The following is a 13974-nucleotide window of genomic DNA, read 5'->3' as shown; positions in this document are numbered from 1 at the left end:
GTCAGCCGGGCGGCAGCGGCTGTTCCGCCCAGATCGTCTTGCCGCTGCCGGTCTGTCTGCTGCCCCACCGCTGGGTGAGCTGGGCGACGAGGAGGAGTCCGCGTCCGCCCTCGTCGAAGGCGTGGGCCCGGCGCAGGTGCGGTGAGGTCGAACTGCCGTCGGAGACCTCGCAGATGAGCGCACGGTCGCGGATCAGGCGGAGCTGGATGGGCGGTTGGCCGTAGCGGATGGCGTTGGTGACCAGTTCGCTGACGACGAGTTCGGTGACGAAGGCCTCCTCCTCCAGTCCCCAGGCGGCGAGTTGGTCGGTGGCGGCCTGCCGGGCCCCGGCCACGCGCGCGGGGTCCGGTTCGATGTCCCAGGTGGCGACCCGGTCGCCGCCCAGCGCGCGGGTGCGCGCCAGCAACAGGGCCACGTCGTCGCTCGGTTCCTCCGGCATCACGGCCTTCAGCACCGAGTCGCAGAGCGCGTCCAGGGACTCGGCGGACGCGGTGAGCGCGCGGCACATTTCGGCGGTGGCGTGGTCGACGTCGCGGTCCCGGTCCTCGATCAGACCGTCCGTGTAAAGCGCGACGACGGCACCTTCGGGAAGCTCCAACTCGACCGCCTCGAAAGGGAGTCCGCCGACTCCGAGCGGTGGTCCCGCGGTCATCGGGACGAGGCTCGCGGTCCCGTCGGGCAGGACGAGGGCCGGCGGTGGATGTCCGGCGGCGGCCATGGTGAGGCGGCGCGAGACGGGGTCGTAGACGGCGTAGAGACAGGTCGCGCCGAGTTCCGCGACCTCGTCGCCGGTGTCGTCGGTCGCGAGGTGGGTGACCAGGTCGTCGAGGTGGGTGAGGAGTTCGTCGGGCGGGAGGTCCACGTCGGCGAGCGTGCGGACGGCCGTGCAGAGGCGGCCCATGGTCGCCGAGGACGCGATGCCGTGTCCGACGACGTCGCCGACGACGAGGGCGACCCGGCTGCCGGACAGCGGGATCACGTCGAACCAGTCGCCGCCGATGCCCGCGAGCGAACCGGAGGGCCGGTAGCGGTGCGCGACCTCGACCGCGGCCTGTCCCGGCAGGCCCCTGGGCAGCAGGGTGTGCTGCAAGGCCAGCGCGGTGCTGCGTTCGCGGGCGAAGCGGCGGGCGTTGTCGATGCAGACGGCGGCCCGGCTGGCCAGCTCCTCGGCGAGTACGGCGTCGTCCCCCGCGTAGTCGTCCGGGTGCGCCATACGGACGCCCACCGCGACGCCGAGTGTGGTGCCGCGCGCCCGCAGCGGCACCGCGATCATCGAGTGGACGCCCTTGCGGTACGAAGCCGCGGCGGGGCTGCGTGCGTTGCGCTCCGCCACCCAGCGGACGAACTCGGGTTCGCCCGCCTGGCTGAGGACGGCCCGGCCCGACATCAGCGCACGCGCGGGCGGCGAGTACGGCGGGTAGACGTCCGCCTCGGACAGGTGCAGCGCCGCCTCGGGCGTGCCCTCGGTGGCGGAGCCATGGGCGACCCGGCGCAGGACGACCTCGCCCTCCAGGTCGGTCGGCGGTTCGTCCGCGCCGAGCACCCAGTCCAGCAGGTCGACGCTGGCGAAGTCGGCGTAGCGGGGCACCAGCAGCTCCACCAGTTCCTCGGCGGTGCGCACGACGTCGAGGGTGGTGCCGATGCAGGTCGCCGCCTCGTTCAGCAGGGCCAGCCGCTGTCGGGCGAGGTACTGCTCGGTGCTGTCGAACGCCGCGAGGGCGACCGCCGTCAGCTCGCCGGAGGAGTCCCTGAGGGGCCACATCTCGATGCTCCAGGCGTGCTCCCGGTTCAGGGCGGGGGCGCCCGCCCAGCTGTCGTAGCGGACCGGTCGGCCCGTCTCGACGACCTGGCGCAGGTTGCGGAGGAAGCCCCGGCTGTGTTCGGCGTCCTCGACGGTCTCCGGGAAGAACCGGCCGATCAGGACGTCCTCCGGGACTCCCATCACGCGGCAGGCGACGTCGTTGACCCGGAGATAGCGCTGCCCGGTGTCGAAGACGGACAGTGACATCGACGCCTGCTCGAAGGCCTGCTCGGCGAGGGTGGGGCCGGGTTCGGGCGGGGGTTCGGCGGTGAGGACGTATCCGTCCGGCGCGCCGTCCGCGCCGAGCACCGCGCAGGCGCGCACGGTGAGCGGGAGCGGGGAGCCGTCCCGGTGCCGTAGGACCACCGGGCCGGCCAGTGCGGCCACGGACGCGGCGGCGGGGGGTTCGGCGAGCAGTGCCGCCACCGACCGGCCCACGGCCTCCTCGGCCGGGTATCCCGTCAGTGTCCGGGCACCCTCGCTCCACCCCGTCACGATGCCCCGGGCATCGATGACCGCCGCGGCGGAGGCCTGCTCCATATCGTCCAGGATGGTCCCTGTACCGCGCGGCATCAACCGCGATACGGCATTTGCGGCCCCTGTGTCACTTCCGGTGGGCGCGCAGTGCGGCGAGGGCGCGGTCGGCGTGGGTGTTCATACGGAGTTCGCTGGTGACGACCTCGAGGATCGTGCGGTCCTCACCGATGACGAAGGTGGCCCGCTTGGTGGGTGCCAGTGAGAACCCGCGCTTCACGCCGAACCGCTCCCGGATCGTCCCGTCGACGTCCGAGAGGAGGGGCATGCCGAGGGTGTTCTTCCCGGCGAACTCCTTCTGCTTGTCGACCGTGTCGCCGCTGATGCCGACGGGCCGGGCGCCGACGGCCGCGAACTCGGCCGCCAGATCCCGGAAGTGGCAGGCCTCGGCGGTGCAGCCGGCGGACAGGGCGGCCGGGTAGAAGAAGAGCACCACGGGCCCCTCGGCGAGCAGTTCCGTGAGGCTGCGCTCCGTGCCGGTCTCGTCCGGCAGCGTGAAGTCCTCGACCTTGTCGCCGACGTTCGGGCGATCACTCATGATTGTCCCTCCCCATTGTTCTTAGCGACACTACGGGCCCACAGCACGAGGGGTATCTGCAGGGGCAGCCTTCCGAGGGCCGCCGCCTTCTGCGGCGCCGGGCGGTCCCGCCAGTCCACCGCCATCTGCACATTGGCGGGGAACACGCCGACGAAGAACGCCGCCGCGGCCAGTGCGGCCGGACGCCGGGTGCGCGGCACGGCGATCCCGGCGGCCAGCGCCAGTTCGACGGCACCGCTCGCGTACGTCCAGGTCCGGGGCGCCCCCGGCAGAGCGCGCGGGATCGTCGCGTCGAACTGCTTCGGCGAGGCGAAGTGGGCGACCCCCGCGGTCGCCAGCAGTCCGGCGAGCAGCAGCGATGAGCGTTCGGACCGTGGCACGGTTCCTCCTCTGATGGCCTGCCGCGCGATATTACTGGACGGTAGACACCACTCACTGACGGGCCCTTACTCTATCGGTCTGACCTTTGATATGTTTCGCAGCCGGAACCGGAGAAGGGTCCGTGCATGGACTTCGAACTGACCGAGGACCAGGAAACGATCCGCAACTCCGTCGCCGGACTGCTGCGCGACTTCGACGACCAGTACTGGATGGCGAAGGACCAGGCGCACGAGTTCCCGACGGAGTTCTACGAGACCGTCGCGGGCGGCGGCTGGCTCGGGATCACGATCCCGGAGGAGTACGGCGGCCACGGCCTCGGCATCACCGAGGCCGGCCTGCTCCTGGAAGAGGTGGCACGCTCGGGCGGCGGCATGAACGCGGCCAGCGCCATCCATCTGTCCATCTTCGGCATGCATCCCGTCGTGGTGCACGGCTCCGAGGAGCTCAAGCGCCGGACACTCCCGCGTATCGCCAACGGCGACCTGCACGTCTGTTTCGGCGTCACCGAACCCGGCGCGGGTCTCGACACCGCGAGCATCACGACGTACGCGCGACGGGACGGCGATCACTACGTGGTCAACGGCCGCAAGGTGTGGATCACCAAGGCCATGGAGTCCGAGAAGATCCTCCTCCTGACCCGCACCAGCAAGGCCGACGAGGTCACCAAGAAGACCGACGGGATGACCCTGTTCCTGACGGACATCGACCGCGACCGCATCGACATCCGCCCCATCCCGAAGATGGGCCGCAACGCCGTCACCTCGAACGAACTCTTCATCGACGACCTGCGCATCCCGGTCGAGGACCGCGTCGGCGAGGAGGGCCAGGGCTTCCGCTACCTTCTCGACGGCCTCAACCCGGAACGCATGCTGATCGCGGCCGAGGCTCTCGGCATCGGGCGGGCGTCACTCGACAAGGCCGTCCAGTACGGCAAGGAGCGCATCGTCTTCGGCCGGCCCATCGGCATGAACCAGGCCATCCAGTTCCCCCTCGCGGACTCCCTGGCCCGCCTCGACGCCGCCGAACTCGTACTGCGCAAGGCGACCTGGCTGTACGACAACGGGAAGCCCTGCGGGCGGGAGGCGAACACCGCCAAGTACCTGTGCGCGGACGCCGGGTTCACGGCCGCCGACCGGGCCCTGCAGACCCACGGGGGCATGGGCTACTCCGAGGAGTACGCCGTGGCCCGCTACTTCCGCGAGGCCCGCCTCATGCGGATCGCGCCGATCAGTCAGGAAATGATCCTGAACTACCTGGGATCGCACACGCTGGGACTCCCGAGGAGCTACTGAATGAGCGACAGCACAGGGCTGTTCGACCTCACGGGCCGGTCGGCGCTGGTCACCGGCGCCGGGGGCGGCATCGGTTCCGCGGTCGCCGAGGCACTGGCACGCGCGGGTGCCGCGGTGCTGGTGACCGACGTCGACGAGTCGGCCGCCGCGGCCGTCGCGGGGAAGATCAGCGCGGCGGGGCTGACGGCGGACAGTGCCGCCCTCGACGTACGGGTCCGGGCCGCCGCCGATACGGCCGTGGAGCGCGCGGCGGCGCTCGCCGACGGGACGCTGCACATCCTGGTCAACAACGCCGGGGTCATCGCCCCGGCCATGTTCGACAAGCTGGAGGAGGAGGCGTTCCGGCGGGTTCTCGACATCCATGTGATGGGGACCTTCCACTGCGCGCAGGCCGCGCTGCCGTTCCTGCCGGACGACGGGAAGGGGCGGATCATCAACGTCACCTCGTCGGCCGGCCTGGTCGGCACGCTCGGGCAGGTCAACTACTCCGCCGCGAAGGCCGGGATCATCGGGCTGACCAAGTCCCTGGCCCGCGAACTGGCGCGGCGGCGGGTGCTGGTCAACGCGCTCGCCCCGCTGGCGGCCACGCCCATGACGGAGACCATCCGCACCAACGAGAAGTTCGCGACCCAGATGCTGGCCCGGATACCGCTGGGCAGGTGGGCGGAGCCTGCGGAGATCGCGGGCAGCTTCGTGTTCCTCGCCTCGGACGCGGCGTCCTTCATCACCGGTCAGGTGCTGCCGGTGGACGGCGGCATGGTGATGTGACGGTCGGTCCCGTGATGTGACAGTTGGCGCGCGTGCTGTGTTGAATGGTTCAGCCAAAGAGGCCGGAGAGCGCGGCCTGCGACGAGAGGCCCGAACCTGTGCAGAGCGCCGAGCATCCTTCCCGCACCGTCCGGGGGCGCGCAGCGGCCGGTGAGCCCCGGCCGCGCTTCGACACGCTCACCGTGCCCAAGGCGTCGGACGTGCTGGCGGCGGAGGTGCGCGAGCGGATCCTCTCCGGGGAGTTCACGGAGGGCATGGCGCTGCCGCCGGAGCGGCAACTGGTCGAGCAGACGGGGCTGAGCCGGGCCACGGTGCGCGAGGCGCTGCGCGTCCTGGAGGTCGAACGGCTGCTGGAGATCAGGCCGGGGCGCGGGGGCGGAGCCTTCGTGCACCGGCCGGGGCGTGAATCCCTCGCCAACACCGTGCGGTTGGTGATCCGGGGTCAGCGGATCCGCCTTGAGGACCTGCACGAGACCCGGGAGGCGATCGAGCCGGCGTGTGCCGCGCTGGCGGCCAGGCGCCGGACGGACGCGGACCTCGCGGAGCTGGACGACGCGCACGCGGAGCTGGTCGCCGCGGGGGACGACATCCAGCGGTTCCTGCGCGCCAACATCCACTGGCACAACGCCGTGGCGAGGGCCGGCGAGAACGAGCTTCTCATCGGGTTCATGAGCGCCCTCTCGCAGTCGATCCACGCGGCCACCGACATCGAGCAGTTCATGGACGCGGACATCCGCAAGCTCACCGCCCGTGCGCACGCCCGGATCACCGAGGCGATCCGGGACGGCGACAGCGAGGCCGCGATGCGCCGGATGACCCGCCATGTGTGCGGCTTCGCGCGGGCCGCCGCCGAGGTGGACCGCCGGGACGGCGTGGAGCTGACCGAACCGGAGAACTGACTCTGCCAGGTATGAGAATGTGATTCTCTTCTTCATGCAACACCATTGACAGTTTCGGTCTGACCTTTAATACCATCGCGGTATGAGCAAGGTGAGTTCCGTGCTGACCGTGGCCGCCGACGGAGACGTCCGCATCGTCACCCTGAACCGCCCCGACCGGCTGAACGGCGTGTCCGAGGAGCTGCACCGACGGCTGTCGGAGGTGTGGCGCGAACTCGCGGACGACACCAAGGCCCGGGCCGTCGTCCTCACGGGCGCGGGACGGGCGTTCAGCGCCGGCGGCGACTTCGACCATCTCCTGCGGCACCACACCGACCCGGAGCTGCGGGAGCGGTCCATCCGTATCGACCGCACCATCCAGACCGAGATGATCCGCTTCCCGCTGCCGGTGATCGCCGCCGTCAACGGCCCTGCCGTGGGCCTGGGTTGCAGCCTCGCCCTGGCCTGCGATCTCGTACTGATCGCCGAGGACGCCTACTTCGCGGACCCGCATGTCTCGGTCGGCCTGGTGGCGGGCGACGGCGGAGTGACCCTGTGGCCGCTGCTCACCAGCCTGCTGCGGGTGAAGGAGTACCTCTTCACCGGAGACCGCATCCCCGCGACCAAGGCGGTCGAGTTCGGCCTCGCCAACCGCACGGTCCCGCCCGACGACCTGATGAGCGAGGCCCTCGCCCTGGCCCATCGGCTCGCCGCCCAGCCCGCAGAAGCCCTCCGCGCCACGAAAATGGCCCTCGCCGCCGTCGTCGAGCAGGTCTCGCGCGGCGGCATGGAGGCGGCCCTGATGGCCGAGCGGGCCACCATGACCAACCCCGACCACATCCGCATCATCACCGACCTCGCGGCCCGCGCCGAGCGGCGCGCGAACCCCCCTGAGGAGCGCTGAGCGTGGAGCGCGAGGAGTTCGTCCTCGTCCGCGAGACGGTGCGTTCGCTCGCACCCCGGTACGGCGTGACCTCTGCGGACGAGGTGAAGCCGGCGACCCGAGCGGCAGCCCAACAGGCCCTGGACGACGTGGGTTTGAGAGATCTACGGCGCTCATCTCCGCCGGCGGCGACCGCGCAGGAGTGCGCACTGCTCGCGGAGGAACACGGCCGCCATCCGCTCACCACGTCCCTGCTCGGTACGGTCCTGCTCGCTCCGGAGCTGCTCCGGCTGCTCGGCGACGACACCTCGCGGGGAACCCCCACCGTCGCGCTCACCCGCGAACTCCGCTTCCCCGGGGCGGGGTTGGCCGATCTCGTCGCCTGGGACTGCGAAGGAGCCGACAGCGCGCTCTGCGTCACCACCGACGGCACGGTCACCCGGGTCGAGTTGGGCCCGACGGCGCCGAGCACAGACCTGCTGCGCGCGATCCGCGAGGTCCCCGCCGAGTCTCCCGTGGAGACCGTCGGCCGTCTCACGGCACCGGACCGACTCCGTTGGGAGGCCTACGCACTTGTCGTCGTGACCGCCGAACTCGTCGGCGCGGCGGGCTCGTTCGTGGAGCAGGCGGTCGAATACGCCCGTGTCCGGCGCCAGTACGGGCAGGCGATCGGCTCCTTCCAGGCCGTACAGCATCTCCTCGCCGACGCGACGGTCCTGGTGGAGGCGGGCGCCAGCGTCACGCGCTACGCGGCCTGGTGCCTGGACAACGAACCGCCGCAGCGGGCTCTGACGGCCGCGCGCGTCGCCAAGGCGGAGGTCGACTCCTCGGCGCTGGAGGCGGTGTACGCCGGGATGCAGGTCTTCGGCGGTATCGCGCATACCTGGGAGCACATCGCGCACCTGTATCTGCGCAAGGTGCGCCTTGGCGCCACGCTGCTCGCCACGACGGACGACCTGCTCCCCGCGCTGGCCGCCCCGGAGGTGACACGGTGACCGGCACCCCGCTGGACTTCGGCGACCCGGCCGACCTGGACCGGCTGCGCCACGATTTCCGTGCCTGGCTGGCCCAACATCCGCTTCCCGAACGGGAGTCGGGCGAACCGGTCCCGGTCTTTCTGCACCGCTGGCACCGGCTGCTGCACTCAGGCGGCTGGGTCGGCCTCGACGTCCCGGAGCGCTACGGCGGCCGGGGCCTGACCGCGTTGCACCAGGTCGCGATCAGTGACGAACTCGGCGCCTGCCGGGCCCCGGGCGTCCCCCGGATCGGCTATCTCGCGCACGCCCTGCTGGAGTTCGGCTCGGAGGAGCAGCGGCTGCGGTTCCTGCCAAGGATGTTGGCGGGTGACGAGGTGTGGTGCCAGGGCTTCAGCGAGCCGGGAGCGGGCTCGGACCTGGCGGGCATGAGCACCTTCGCCGAACGGCACGACGGCCACTACATCGTGCGCGGGCAGAAGCTGTGGACCAGCTACGCCCAGTACTCCGGCCTGTGCCTGCTGCTGGCCCGCACCGACCGCTCGGCGCCGGCCCACAAGTCGATCTCGGCGTTCGTCCTGCCCCTGGACCGCCCCGGTGTGACGGTCCGTCCGCTGCGGGCGGCCAACGGCGACGACGAGTTCTGCGAGCTGTTCCTCGACGACGTCCGTGTCGAGGAGTCCGAGCGCGTCGGCGCCGAGGGCGTCGGCTGGGCGCTGGCGATGACGACGGTGTCGTACGAGCGCAACGCTCTCGACACCGGGCACATCTCGAAGTACGGGCTCCTCGTCGAGCGGCTGCGGCGGCACGCCGCCGAACGGCGGGGAAGTCTGCCCGACGGGCTGCTGTCGCGGATCGGCCGGTGTGTCGTGGACTACGAGGTGCTGGTGGCGCACGCCCGCCGCCGTACCGCCGAGCGGCTGGCCGGGCAGGTCGCCGGCCCGGAGTCCTCGGTCGACAAGTTGCTGATGACGAGGACCGAACAGCGGCTCTACGACACGGCACTTGAGGTGTTCCCGGCCGAACTGGCCCAGGAGAGCAGCGAGTTGTTCGGCGACTACCTCTACTCCCGTGCGGCCTCCGTCTACGGCGGCACCTCCCAGATCCAGCGGAACATCATCGCCAAGCGGATCCTGCATCTCCCCTCGAACGGCTAGCCCTGGAGCCAACTGATGCGCTACGACGACGAATTCCTGAGCATCCCCCACGTCATCAGACTGGCCGCCGAACGCTTCGGGAACGCCACGGCACTCATCGACGGGGATCGCCGGTGGACGTTCCGGGAGCTGAGGGACGAGATGGTCGACGCGGTCCGCGCCACCGTCGCGCTCGGCATCAAGCCCGGGGACCGGGTGGGGTTGTGCGCCCCCAACTCCGCGGAGTGGATCTTCGCCGCGCTGGGCATCCACGGCGCCGGGGGCGTACTGGTGCCGCTCAACACGCGGTTCAAGGCGCAGGAGATCTCGTACATCCTGCGGAAGTCGGAAGCGGCCGCCGTGTTCGCCTCGCCCTTCCTCGGCAACGACTACGTCGGCGAACTGCGGAAGGCCGATCCGGGACTCCCGGCGCTGCAGAAGACGGTGTCCGTTCTCGGTCCGCAGGGAACGGCCGATCGGTCCTGGAACGACTTTCTCGGTGCGGGAGAAGGCGTTTCCGCGTCCGCCGCCCATGAGTCGATCGACCGGCTGACGCGGGACGACGTGTCCGACGTGATGTTCACGTCCGGCACGACAGGCCACCCCAAGGGCGTGATGCTCACACACGGCCAGTCCCTGCGCGCCTATGGGTGGATGGCCGAGGAGTACACCTTCCGGGCCTCCGACACCTTCCTGGTGATCCCGCCCTTCTTCCACTGCTTCGGATACAAGGCGGGGTGGCTGGCCTCCTTCATTCACGGGGTGACCGTCATTCCCATGGCCGTCTTCGACGCCGGGCGGGCACTGGATCTCATCGCCCGGGAAAGGGTGAGCATCCTCCTCGGCCCGCCGACGATCTTCCACGACCTGGTCAACCATCCCGCCCGCGCCGCGCACGACCTGACCTCGCTCCGGGTCTCCATGACAGGCGGTACGACGATCCCGGAATCGCTGATCCGCGCCATGAAAGCGGAGTTGTCGTTCGACATCGTGATGAGCGCCTACGGCCTCACCGAGTCCACGGCGCTGGTGACCACCACCCGGGTCGGGGACTCGGAGGAAACGGTCGCGCGCACCACGGGAAGCGCCATTCCGGGAGTCCAGGTCCGGATCGTCGCCGACGACGGTCTGGAGGTGCCGATCGGACTCGACGGCGAGATCCTCGTGCGCGGCTACAACGTCACCCGCGGCTACTGGGACGACCCCGACGCCACCGCCTCGACGATCGACACCGAGGGCTGGCTGCACACCGGGGACATCGGACGGCTCGACGACGACGGCAACCTCGCCATCGTCGACCGCAAGAAGGAGATGTACATCGTCGGCGGCTTCAACGCGTACCCGGCGGAGATAGAGAAACTGCTTCTCGGCTGCGAGAGCGTCCAGCAGGCCGCCGTGATCGGCGTTCCCGACGAACGCCTCGGCGAGGTCGGCTGCGCCTTCGTCGTCGCGGACCCGGAGCACCCGACGACCGAGACCGCGGTCATCGCCTGGGCCCGCGAGAACATGGCGAACTTCAAGGTCCCCCGGCATGTCCGCTTCGTCGACCAACTCCCGCGCAACGCAAGCCACAAGGTCCTCAAGGACGAACTCCGTGCCACTTTCACGACCGCGGGCTGAGATGACGACAACGACAGGGCCGCTGGCCGGAATCACCGTGGTCGCGTTGGAGCAGGCTATCTCCGCTCCCATGTGCACCCGCACGCTCGGCGACTTCGGCGCCCGCGTGATCAAGGTCGAGAACCCCCAGGGCGGGGACTTCGCCCGCCACTACGACGACGTCGTCAAGGGACTCGGGGCGCACTTCGTGTGGGTCAACCGGGGCAAGGAGTCGGTTGCCCTGGACCTCAAGACACAGGCCGGCATGGGCGTGTTGCACCGCCTGCTGGAGCGCGCCGACGTCCTCGTCTCCAACCTCACACCCGGCACCACGGCCAAACTGGGCATCTCCCCCGACGACTTGACGACTCGTCACCCCGAACTGATCGCCGTCGAGATCGACGGCTACGGCCCCGGCGGCCCCCTCTCCCACAAACGCGCCTACGACCTGCTCGTACAGGCCGAGTCGGGCGCCTGCTCGGTGACCGGGCACCCGGGAGCACCGGCCAAACCCGGCCCTCCGATGGCCGACGTGTCCACCGGCCTGTACGCCGCGCTGTCGGTCGTCGCACTGCTGTGCGGCAGGGAGCGCGGGGTGGGTCCTGCGGGCTCGTCCGTGGCGGTGAGCCTGTTCGACACGATGACGGAGCTGATGGGCTATCCGCTCACCTACACCCGCCACTCCGGGATCGAGCAGCAGCCGCTCGGTCTGAGTTCGCCCGCCGTGGCGCCGTACGGCGCCCATCGCACCGCCGACGGCCACACCGTGATCCTCGGGACGACGAACGACCGTGAATGGCAGCGCCTGGCAAGGGAGTTGCTCGACCGGCCCGACCTCGCGGACGACCCCCGCTTCCACAGCAACGCCGGACGGGTGGAACACCGCGCCCTGCTGGAGCCGGAGATCAGCGCCTGGTGCGCACGGCACGACCTCGCCCACGTACAGGAGCGCGCGGACGCGGCCGGCATCGGCAACTCCCGCTACAACACGACCAGTGACGTGATCGCGCACCCGCATCTGCAGGCGCGCAACCGCTGGCGGGAGATCGACACGCCGTCGGGCCCGGTGCCGGCGCTGCTGCCGCCCCCGGTCATCGCCGGGTACGACCCGCCGATGGGCGCGATTCCCGCGCTCGGCCAGCACACCGACGCCGTACTCGCCGAACTCGGCCTCACGGGCGAGGAGATCGCCGTTCTCCGGGCAGCTGGAGCGGTGCGATGAGCGGGCCGCCGGTGCTTCTGACGAGCGACGCCGACGGTGTCCGGACGCTGACGCTGAACCGGCCGGAGCGCAAGAACGCGATCGACGCCGAGCTGTGGGACGCCCTGAGAACGGCACTCTCAGCAGCGGGCAGGGATCGTACGGTCCGTGCGCTGGTCCTGACCGGTGCCGGTGGCGCGTTCTGCTCGGGGGCCGACATCCGCAAGGGCGTCAGCAGCGAACACCCCTTGTACCGGATGCGAACCCTGAGCGAGGTCACGCTCCTCCTGCACGAGCTGCCGATCCCCACCATCGCCAAGGTGAACGGGGTGGCGGTCGGCGCGGGCTGGAACCTGGCCCTGGGCTGCGACTTCGTCGTGGCCACCCCTGAGACCACGTTCTCGCAGATCTTCGCCCGCCGGGCGCTGTCCCTGGACTGCGGCGGCTCATGGCTGCTGCCGAAGCTGGTGGGGTTGCAGCAGGCGAAACGGCTGGCGCTGCTCGCGGAGACGATCGACGCCGAGGAGGCCCGCGCGCTGAACCTGGTGACCTGGGTCGTGGACGCCGACAAGATCGACGCCTTCGTGGACGACCTGGCCGCCCGGCTGGTCGCCGGTGCCCCGGTCGCGCTCGCGCAGAACAAGGCGCTCCTCAACGAGAACGCCGATCGCTCGCTGCGCGAGGCCCTTGCCGGTGAGGCGCGGTCGCAGGCCATGAACTTCGCCACGGCGGACGTCCCGGAGGCGTATGCCGCCTTCGTGGAGAAGCGCCCGCCTCGCTACACGGGGCGCTGGGCGGTGCCGGGAACAGCCGTGCCGAGAGTGACGGAGGAGACGTGATGCGTGAGGCAGTGGTGGTGGAGGCGGTCCGCACCGCCGTCGGCAAACGAAACGGCGGTCTGGCCGGCGTGCACGCGGCCGACCTCTCCGCCGCCGTCCTCCAGGCCCTCGTCGACCGGACGGGCCTGGATCCCGAGGTCGTGGACGACGTGGTGTGGGGCTGCGTGGGCCAGCTGGGCGACCAGTCGAGCAACATCGGCCGCTACGCCGTGCTGGCCGCGGGCTGGCCCGAGACCATCCCGGGGACCACGGTGAACCGGGCCTGCGGATCGAGCCAGCAGGCCCTGGACTTCGCCGCCCAGGCGGTCATGTCCGGGCAGCAGGACGTCGTGGTGGCGGGCGGCGTCGAGGTGATGAGCCGGGTACCGCTCGGCGCCTCGCGGGCCGGCGGGACGCCGTACGGTCCCCAAGTCCTCGCCCGTTACGAGGACTTCTCCTTCAACCAGGGTGTCTCGGCCGAGCTGATCGCGCGCAAGTGGGGACTGGGCCGGGATGTCCTCGACGAGTTCGCCGAGCTGTCCCACGAGCGGGCGGCGGCCGCACAGGACGGCGGGGCGCTCGACGCGCAGATCGTGCCGGTGACCGACGGCACGGGCGGCACGGTGACCGTGGACGAAGGCATACGGCGAGGGACCAGCAACGCCACTCTCGCGAAGCTGAAACCGTCCTTCCAGGAGGACGGCGTGATCCATGCGGGCAACTCCTCGCAGATCTCCGACGGTGCGGCGGCCCTGCTGGTGACGACTCCGGAGAAGGCCCGCGAGCTGGGGCTGAAGCCGATCGCGCGCTACCGGGCGGGCGTGGTCACCGGTTCCGATCCGGTCCTGATGCTGACCGGGCCGATCCCGGCGACCGAGAAGGTCCTGCGCAAGGCCGGAGTGGCACTCTCCGAGGTGGGCGTCTTCGAGGTCAACGAGGCCTTCGCGCCGATCCCGCTCGCCTGGCTTGCCGAGACCGGAGCGGACCCGGCCCTCCTCAATCCGCTCGGGGGTGCCATCGCGCTCGGGCATCCGCTCGGCGCGTCGGGCGCCGTCCTGATGACCCGCATGCTCCACCACATGCGGGACCGCGGCATCCGCTACGGCCTTCAGACCATGTGCGAGGGCGGCGGCACCGCCAACGCCACCGTCGTCGAACTCGCTTCCTGACA

The 13974-nt window shown here is 70.7% G+C and carries 13 protein-coding genes; 10 read left to right on the top strand and 3 right to left on the bottom strand.

The window, feature by feature from the left end; translation table 11 throughout:
• Position 1 precedes the first annotated feature (1 nt).
• The 3 genes from ACFXC1_RS07860 to ACFXC1_RS07850 form a co-directional block, all read right to left on the bottom strand.
• Positions 2 to 2341 (bottom strand): ATP-binding SpoIIE family protein phosphatase, encoded by a 2340-nt coding sequence (locus tag ACFXC1_RS07860; RefSeq protein ID WP_381240278.1) that lies wholly within the window; start codon positions 2339 to 2341, stop codon positions 2 to 4.
• A gap of 64 nt (positions 2342 to 2405) precedes the next feature.
• Positions 2406 to 2873, bottom strand: a complete 468-nt coding sequence (locus ACFXC1_RS07855) for a peroxiredoxin (protein ID WP_381240275.1) — start codon at positions 2871 to 2873, stop codon at positions 2406 to 2408.
• The gene (locus tag ACFXC1_RS07850; RefSeq protein WP_381240272.1) at positions 2870 to 3253 is read right to left on the bottom strand and encodes a DoxX family protein; all 384 of its coding nucleotides are present in this window, start codon (positions 3251 to 3253) and stop codon (positions 2870 to 2872) included. Before ACFXC1_RS07850 ends, ACFXC1_RS07855 begins: the two co-directional genes overlap by 4 nt.
• A 126-nt stretch (positions 3254 to 3379) precedes the next feature.
• Between ACFXC1_RS07850 and ACFXC1_RS07845 the strand changes: the two genes are divergently transcribed.
• The 10 genes from ACFXC1_RS07845 to ACFXC1_RS07800 all read left to right on the top strand — a co-directional run bounded on the left by ACFXC1_RS07845 (position 3380) and on the right by ACFXC1_RS07800 (position 13972).
• The gene (locus ACFXC1_RS07845) at positions 3380 to 4546 is read left to right on the top strand and encodes an acyl-CoA dehydrogenase family protein (RefSeq protein ID WP_381240270.1); all 1167 of its coding nucleotides are present in this window, start codon (positions 3380 to 3382) and stop codon (positions 4544 to 4546) included.
• Complete coding sequence (locus tag ACFXC1_RS07840; protein WP_381240268.1) at positions 4547 to 5314, top strand: SDR family NAD(P)-dependent oxidoreductase; 768 nt, start codon at positions 4547 to 4549, stop codon at positions 5312 to 5314. It abuts the gene before it with no gap.
• Between the two features lie 44 nt (positions 5315 to 5358).
• The gene (locus ACFXC1_RS07835) at positions 5359 to 6213 is read left to right on the top strand and encodes a FadR/GntR family transcriptional regulator (RefSeq protein WP_381240266.1); all 855 of its coding nucleotides are present in this window, start codon (positions 5359 to 5361) and stop codon (positions 6211 to 6213) included.
• A gap of 82 nt (positions 6214 to 6295) precedes the next feature.
• The gene (locus ACFXC1_RS07830; RefSeq protein ID WP_381240264.1) at positions 6296 to 7096 is read left to right on the top strand and encodes an enoyl-CoA hydratase/isomerase family protein; all 801 of its coding nucleotides are present in this window, start codon (positions 6296 to 6298) and stop codon (positions 7094 to 7096) included.
• A 2-nt stretch (positions 7097 to 7098) separates the two neighbouring features.
• Positions 7099 to 8070: an acyl-CoA dehydrogenase family protein gene (locus ACFXC1_RS07825; RefSeq protein ID WP_381240262.1), complete on the top strand. Its 972-nt coding sequence runs from the start codon at positions 7099 to 7101 to the stop codon at positions 8068 to 8070.
• A complete protein-coding gene (locus ACFXC1_RS07820) occupies positions 8067 to 9206 on the top strand; it encodes an acyl-CoA dehydrogenase family protein (RefSeq protein WP_381240260.1) in 1140 nt (379 codons plus the stop codon). The genes ACFXC1_RS07825 and ACFXC1_RS07820 overlap by 4 nt, the downstream gene beginning before the upstream one ends.
• 15 nt (positions 9207 to 9221) lie before the next feature.
• Positions 9222 to 10805 carry a FadD3 family acyl-CoA ligase gene (locus tag ACFXC1_RS07815; RefSeq protein WP_381240258.1) on the top strand — a complete coding sequence of 528 codons (1584 nt, stop codon included), beginning with the start codon at positions 9222 to 9224 and terminating at the stop codon, positions 10803 to 10805.
• Position 10806: 1 nt separating this feature from the next.
• Positions 10807 to 12006, top strand: a complete 1200-nt coding sequence (locus tag ACFXC1_RS07810; RefSeq protein WP_381240256.1) for a CaiB/BaiF CoA transferase family protein — start codon at positions 10807 to 10809, stop codon at positions 12004 to 12006.
• Positions 12003 to 12824, top strand: coding sequence for an enoyl-CoA hydratase/isomerase family protein (locus ACFXC1_RS07805; protein WP_381240253.1), 822 nt, complete (start codon positions 12003 to 12005; stop codon positions 12822 to 12824). Before ACFXC1_RS07810 ends, ACFXC1_RS07805 begins: the two co-directional genes overlap by 4 nt.
• Positions 12824 to 13972, top strand: a complete 1149-nt coding sequence (locus tag ACFXC1_RS07800; protein ID WP_381240251.1) for a thiolase family protein — start codon at positions 12824 to 12826, stop codon at positions 13970 to 13972. The genes ACFXC1_RS07805 and ACFXC1_RS07800 overlap by 1 nt, the downstream gene beginning before the upstream one ends.
• Positions 13973 to 13974: the final 2 nt, after the last annotated feature.

The organism is Streptomyces hokutonensis, assembly GCF_042751305.1.
GTDB classification, from domain to species: Bacteria; Actinomycetota; Actinomycetes; order Streptomycetales; family Streptomycetaceae; genus Streptomyces; species Streptomyces hokutonensis_A.
This window is presented reverse-complemented; position numbering and strand designations above follow the sequence as displayed.

Bases quoted from the DNA above. Each gene is read 5' to 3' on its own strand.
- ACFXC1_RS07815 (WP_381240258.1), top strand. From the start codon at position 9,222: ATGCGCTACGACGACGAATTCCTGAGCATCCCCCACGTCATCAGACTG.
- ACFXC1_RS07830 (WP_381240264.1), top strand. From the start codon at position 6,296: ATGAGCAAGGTGAGTTCCGTGCTGACCGTGGCCGCCGACGGAGACGTC.
- ACFXC1_RS07835 (WP_381240266.1), top strand. From the start codon at position 5,359: ATGGTTCAGCCAAAGAGGCCGGAGAGCGCGGCCTGCGACGAGAGGCCC.
- ACFXC1_RS07840 (WP_381240268.1), top strand. From the start codon at position 4,547: ATGAGCGACAGCACAGGGCTGTTCGACCTCACGGGCCGGTCGGCGCTG.
- ACFXC1_RS07845 (WP_381240270.1), top strand. From the start codon at position 3,380: ATGGACTTCGAACTGACCGAGGACCAGGAAACGATCCGCAACTCCGTC.
- ACFXC1_RS07800 (WP_381240251.1), top strand. From the start codon at position 12,824: ATGCGTGAGGCAGTGGTGGTGGAGGCGGTCCGCACCGCCGTCGGCAAA.
- ACFXC1_RS07810 (WP_381240256.1), top strand. From the start codon at position 10,807: ATGACGACAACGACAGGGCCGCTGGCCGGAATCACCGTGGTCGCGTTG.
- ACFXC1_RS07805 (WP_381240253.1), top strand. From the start codon at position 12,003: ATGAGCGGGCCGCCGGTGCTTCTGACGAGCGACGCCGACGGTGTCCGG.
- ACFXC1_RS07860 (WP_381240278.1), bottom strand. From the start codon at position 2,341: ATGGAGCAGGCCTCCGCCGCGGCGGTCATCGATGCCCGGGGCATCGTG.
- ACFXC1_RS07855 (WP_381240275.1), bottom strand. From the start codon at position 2,873: ATGAGTGATCGCCCGAACGTCGGCGACAAGGTCGAGGACTTCACGCTG.